General features: G+C 58.9%; 7 protein-coding genes. 6 read left to right on the top strand and 1 reads right to left on the bottom strand.

Features of this window, described 5'->3' with window-relative positions:
• Positions 1-6: 6 nt before the first annotated feature.
• A complete protein-coding gene (locus ACR0LF_RS23480) occupies positions 7-600 on the bottom strand; it encodes a TetR/AcrR family transcriptional regulator (RefSeq protein ID WP_480627666.1) in 594 nt (197 codons plus the stop codon).
• A gap of 118 nt (positions 601-718) precedes the next feature.
• Between ACR0LF_RS23480 and ACR0LF_RS23475 the strand changes: the two genes are divergently transcribed.
• The 6 genes from ACR0LF_RS23475 to ACR0LF_RS23450 all read left to right on the top strand — a co-directional run.
• On the top strand, positions 719-1,096 hold the full coding sequence (locus tag ACR0LF_RS23475; protein WP_480583950.1) for a hypothetical protein: 378 nt from the start codon (positions 719-721) through the stop codon (positions 1,094-1,096).
• 13 nt (positions 1,097-1,109) lie between these two features.
• Positions 1,110-1,535: a GFA family protein gene (locus ACR0LF_RS23470; RefSeq protein ID WP_480583947.1), complete on the top strand. Its 426-nt coding sequence runs from the start codon at positions 1,110-1,112 to the stop codon at positions 1,533-1,535.
• Positions 1,532-2,422 carry a haloalkane dehalogenase gene (locus ACR0LF_RS23465; RefSeq protein WP_480583945.1) on the top strand — a complete coding sequence of 297 codons (891 nt, stop codon included), beginning with the start codon at positions 1,532-1,534 and terminating at the stop codon, positions 2,420-2,422. The genes ACR0LF_RS23470 and ACR0LF_RS23465 overlap by 4 nt, the downstream gene beginning before the upstream one ends.
• Positions 2,423-2,535: 113 nt before the next feature.
• On the top strand, positions 2,536-3,495 hold the full coding sequence (locus ACR0LF_RS23460) for an HlyD family secretion protein (RefSeq protein WP_480583942.1): 960 nt from the start codon (positions 2,536-2,538) through the stop codon (positions 3,493-3,495).
• On the top strand, positions 3,492-4,418 hold the full coding sequence (locus tag ACR0LF_RS23455; RefSeq protein ID WP_480583939.1) for an ABC transporter ATP-binding protein: 927 nt from the start codon (positions 3,492-3,494) through the stop codon (positions 4,416-4,418). Before ACR0LF_RS23460 ends, ACR0LF_RS23455 begins: the two co-directional genes overlap by 4 nt.
• Positions 4,415-4,998, top strand: a 584-nt coding sequence (locus tag ACR0LF_RS23450) for an ABC transporter permease (protein WP_480583936.1), incomplete at its 3' end; no start/stop codon positions are given. The genes ACR0LF_RS23455 and ACR0LF_RS23450, both read left to right, overlap by 4 nt.

Genomic DNA, 4,998 nt, shown 5'->3' with positions numbered 1-4,998 from the left:
GATACCTTACTGATTTTTCCAACCTTCAATCAGCCCGGCCGCCGCCTCGGCGTAGCTCTGCGGAAACTGATCTGAGGTTCGGGCTTTCATGATCGTATGAAGGCCCAGCAAAAGACTGATCAGCAACCGTGCGGCCTCATCCGGATCAACCTCGGAACGGATGGCCCCGTCAGCCTTTGCCCGGCTCAGTATCGCCACGAACCGCCCCTCCAGTGCGGTCAGGTACCGCTCGATTCGCGCGTTGACCTCGGGATCAGAGCGGTCGAATGAACTGATCGAGTTAAAGGCAAGACACCCGGCATCGTCAATCTTTGGCATCCGCTCGGTTGACGCGATGCCCCGGAACCAACCAGCCAGATCATCCAGCGAATAGGTTTCGGGATCAGGGAAATGCCGGGCCTCGGCAGCATCCAGATAAGTGTCCAGGGTCTTTAGGAAAAACTTCTCTTTCCCGCCATAGGTGGTTTGCAGTGTGAACCGGGTCAGCCCCGTCTCCTGCTCAAGCTCCCGTGTGCTGGCACCGTGGTATCCTTGCCGCCAAAACAGGTCCAGAGCCCCTGCCACAGCACTGTCGTGATCCGTCTTGCGTTTGCGCGCCACAGATTTCTCCTTGCTTTTTCTATCCATGTGGATAGTAATCAGTTCCTATCCATCTGGATAGCATTGGGGATGCGCGGCGGCAAATGCAGCGTGACCCCACCTTAAACGGAGACCTGACATGACCGCCATCGACCAGACACCTGGGGCATCAAAACCCGTCACTCTGCGCGTGATCTTCATCCTGAACGCGCTGAAAATCCTGCTGGCGTTTGGCTTCTTCGCCGCCTTCAAATTCTACGGCCTGCAGTTCGGAGAGCTGGCTGGCCCGCAAGCCGCCAACCTGATGCTATATACGATGCTGGGGTACATGGTGACTTTTGCCTGCATCGTTGCGTCCATCCTCAAGCGCAGCATGACCGGTGTCCGTACGGCGATTGCTGTTGATTTTCTGGTTTCGATCCCAGCGACGGCGGTTATCGGTTTTATCATCGCGATGATCAGTATGGGCCTGACATTCGCCGCCCCTGTCCGCGCGTACTTTGCCTATCGCGGCTGATGTGAGCACCCCGATGGACCAGCCAAATGACATTAGCGGCCAATGCATCTGCGGCGCGGTTCACTATCGCGTTCAGGACAACATGGCCGCCTTCAAACTGTGCTATTGCAGCTTTTGTCAGAAGGCCTCGGGGTCAGCCCATGTTGCGAATGCCTTCACTACACCCGGCCAGATCGAATGGCTGCGAGGTAAGGACATGCTGACATTCTTTGATGTGCCCAATTCCCAAGTCCGCCGGGTGTTTTGCCGAAGCTGCGGGACGACGCTGCCATTCGAGACACAGAACGGCAAGTTTCTGGTTGTCCCCGTTGGCAGCTTGTCCTGCCCGCCGTCCCAACCCGTTAACGCGATCGTCGGCTGGGCGTCCAGACCTGTGTGGTATGATGAGGCGCTGGGTCTGATCGAAGAGACTTGCAATGCAGAAAGAGTGGCTCAATGAGTACCGAACAAGAGATCTCACCCGACTTCCCGTTTGACTCGAAATATGTCGAGGTGAATGGGCAGCGCATCCACTATGTCGAGGAAGGCGAAGGCGCGCCGGTTCTGTTTCTGCATGGCAATCCCACCTCTTCCTATTTGTGGCGCAACATCATCCCCTATGCCGCAAGGCAGGGCCGCGCCATCGCCCTGGACCTGATCGGCATGGGCAAGTCTGACAAGCCGGATATTCCTTATCGCTTTGCCGATCACGCCCCTTTCGTGGACGGGTTCATAAAGGCGCTGGGGCTGAAGGATGTCACGCTTGTCATTCATGACTGGGGCTCGGCTTTGGGGTTTCACTATGCGCACCGTCATCCCGAGAACATCCGCGGCATCGTGTTCATGGAGGGCGTGATCCGCCCGATGAGTTGGGCGGGATTCCCGCCCGATTTCCGCACCGGGTTTCGCTTGATGCGAACACCCGGTCTGGGATGGATGATGATCTCGGGCCTGAATATGTTCGTCGAGAAAATCCTGCCAAGCGCCATAGTACGTGATCTGGCACCGCAAGAAATGTCGCAGTACCGTGCGCCCTTTTCCACAGCACGAAGTCGCAAGCCGGTTCGTGTGTGGCCTTGCGAGATTCCGATCGATGGCACGCCTTCTGACGTTCATGAAATCGTCAGCGCCTACAGCCGTTGGTTGGGAGAAACGCAAACCCCGATGCTGATGTTCCACGCCACGCCCGGAGGCACCATCGGTCCAAAAGAGGTCGCCTGGTGCCATCAGACCATCCAGAACCTCGAAGCGGTGGATATCGGCATAGGCATTCATTTCCTGCAGGAAGATAACCCCCATCTGATCGGAGAAAAGCTGGAGGAGTGGTTGGCGCGATTGCCCGCATGACCCCGTGCTGCCACGTGTAGCGGCTGAGCCGTATACATAAATCAGATTTCCTGATTTTATGCTTTAACTATCACCCAATACGTTCAAAGGCCAAACACCGGAGGGAAACCCTGTTGAATCTGACGATCCCCATCCCTTTGATTCTGGCGGCTGTACTGCCCGCCTTTCTGGACCGGTGCTCCGGGTCCGATACCAGCGTCGCTTTGGGCGTATTGGCGCGCGACCGGGTGGCCTTGACCGCGACAGCCAGCGAAATCGTCGTCGATTTGCCTATTGCCGAAGGTGCCGTGGTCAAGGCAGGCGACACGCTGGTTCAGCTTGATCCAACATTGCAAAGCTCAAAACTGGCACTGGCGCAGGCTGAGCTGGAAAAGGCGCAGGCCACGCTTCTGAAGCTGCAGGTGGGGCCGCGAGAGGAGGAGATTGCGATAGCCGAGGCCAAAGTCGCGGGCGCTGTTGCACGCCTGGCCGATGCCGAAGCCATCTATGACCGAAACGCCCGACTGGTCGAAAACTCGGTCGTGACCGAAGCACAGGTGGCAAATGATTTGGCCCTGCGAGATTCGGCGCGGGCCGAGTTGGCCAGCACTCGGGAGTCCCTTAAAGAGTTGCAAAACGGCACCCGTCCCGAAGACCTTGCCGTCGCCGAGGCCAACGTGCGTGCAGCAGAAGCCCTGGTAGCCGCCGAACAGACCGTGTTGGATGATCTGACAGTTGTTGCGACCCGCGACGGGGTGCTGGATTCACTGCCCTGGAATCTCGGCGAGCGCGTGACGTCCGGCAGCCCGGTTGCCGTGATGGTCACGGGCCAGACGCCTTACGCGCGCGTCTACGTTCCCGAGCCACATCGCGTCAATCTGAGGCCCGGCGATACGTTGGAGGTGCGCGTTGACGGGCTGGCCGATCCGTTGGACGGCGTGATCCGTTGGATCAGCGACGACGCGTCCTTCACACCCTATTACGGTTTGAACAAGGACGACCGTACGCGGCTTGTCTATCTGGCCGAGATTGACCTGCCCAACGCTTCGGCGGACCTCCCTGCCGGAGTACCCGTGCAGGTACCCATGCCATGAGCGATGTCGTCGTCTCGACGCAGGGTCTGACCCGGCGGTTCGGGGAAAATACCGCCGTGAACAATCTGGATCTCGAGATCAGAACGGGCCAGATCTACGGGTTTCTCGGTCCCAATGGCTGCGGCAAGACCACCACCATGCGCATGTTGACCGGCTTGCTGACCCCCAGCAGTGGGGCGATCTCGGTTTTGGGTCGGTCGATGCCAGAAGCGGCAGAGCCGCTGAAGAACGAAATCGGGTATATGACCCAGATCTTCTCGTATTACCGCGACCTGACCGTGCTTGAGAACCTCCGGTTCGCGGCGGCAATCTACGGCATTCCGGCTAAATCGGCCGCGAGCCGGATTGACGAGTTGTTGCACACCTATGATCTGACGACCAATGTGCATCAGCTAAGCGGCAGCATGAGTGGCGGACAACGACAGAAACTGGCCCTTGCCGCAACCGTCATGCACCGCCCGAAACTGCTGTTTCTGGACGAACCGACCTCGGCCGTTGATCCCGAAACCCGTCGCACCTTCTGGGAGCAACTGTTCGATCTGGTCGATCAGGGCGCGACCATGATTGTATCCACCCATTTCATGGACGAGGCAGAGCGTTGCCACCGGCTGGCAATCCTGCAGCATGGGGTCAAAAAGGCAGACGGGTCTCCGCGCCAGTTGATGGATGATTTGCAGGCCGATGTTGTCGAAGTTGAAGGACCGGACCTGCGAAAGGTCAAACACGCGTTGGACGGCCAGCCCAAGATCCTGTCGACCGCGCAAGTCGGGTCGCGGCTGCGTGTGCTGGTAGATAAATCCGAACCTCAGCCGGTGGACATGTTGCGCGGTCGACTTGCTGCGTCTCCCGACCTGTCCCTGACCCCGCAGCGACCAAATCTGGAAGACGTGTTCGTCAGCGCCACACGGGGGCCAGAACATTGATCTCGCCACGCCGCATCGCTGCTGTACTGAAGAAAGAGCTGCTGCAACTGCGGCGGGATCGGATGACGTTCGCCATGGTCATCATGATCCCGCTGATCCAACTGCTGCTGTTTGGCTATGCGATTAATACCAACCTGCGGCACGTGCCCGTGGCGCTGGTGGATGAATCCAGAACCGAGCTGTCCCGCACATTGGCACAGATCGTTCAGGCCACGCAGGTTGTTACCATCACCGAAGAGCTGACCACCCCGCAGGAGGCCGAACGCGCGATCACCGAATCCCGCGTGCGCGCCGCGCTGATCATCCCGTCGGATGTCAGCCAGCGCCTTGCCCGCAGCCCTTCTGTCGGTCTGGGTCTGCCCAACGCAACCGACCAGACCAGCAGCCGACCTGTGGCCCATTGGGTCGTGGATGGTTCAGACACGATGGTCGCCAGCGCGATCAAGTCCCTTCGGACAATGCCCCTGACAGAACTTCTGAAGCAGCCACCAAACCGGCAGGTGCCCACCTTCGAGGTGACGCTTTACTTCAACCCCGAGCAGCGGTCGGCGGTCAATATCGTGCCGGGTCTTGTCGGCGT

Source organism: Ruegeria sp. E8 (assembly GCF_056533985.1).
This window is presented reverse-complemented; position numbering and strand designations above follow the sequence as displayed.

Coding starts and splice junctions, on each gene's coding strand:
- ACR0LF_RS23465 (WP_480583945.1), top strand. CDS start 1,532: ATGAGTACCGAACAAGAGATCTCACCCGACTTCCCGTTTGACTCGAAA.
- ACR0LF_RS23455 (WP_480583939.1), top strand. CDS start 3,492: ATGAGCGATGTCGTCGTCTCGACGCAGGGTCTGACCCGGCGGTTCGGG.
- ACR0LF_RS23475 (WP_480583950.1), top strand. CDS start 719: ATGACCGCCATCGACCAGACACCTGGGGCATCAAAACCCGTCACTCTG.
- ACR0LF_RS23470 (WP_480583947.1), top strand. CDS start 1,110: ATGGACCAGCCAAATGACATTAGCGGCCAATGCATCTGCGGCGCGGTT.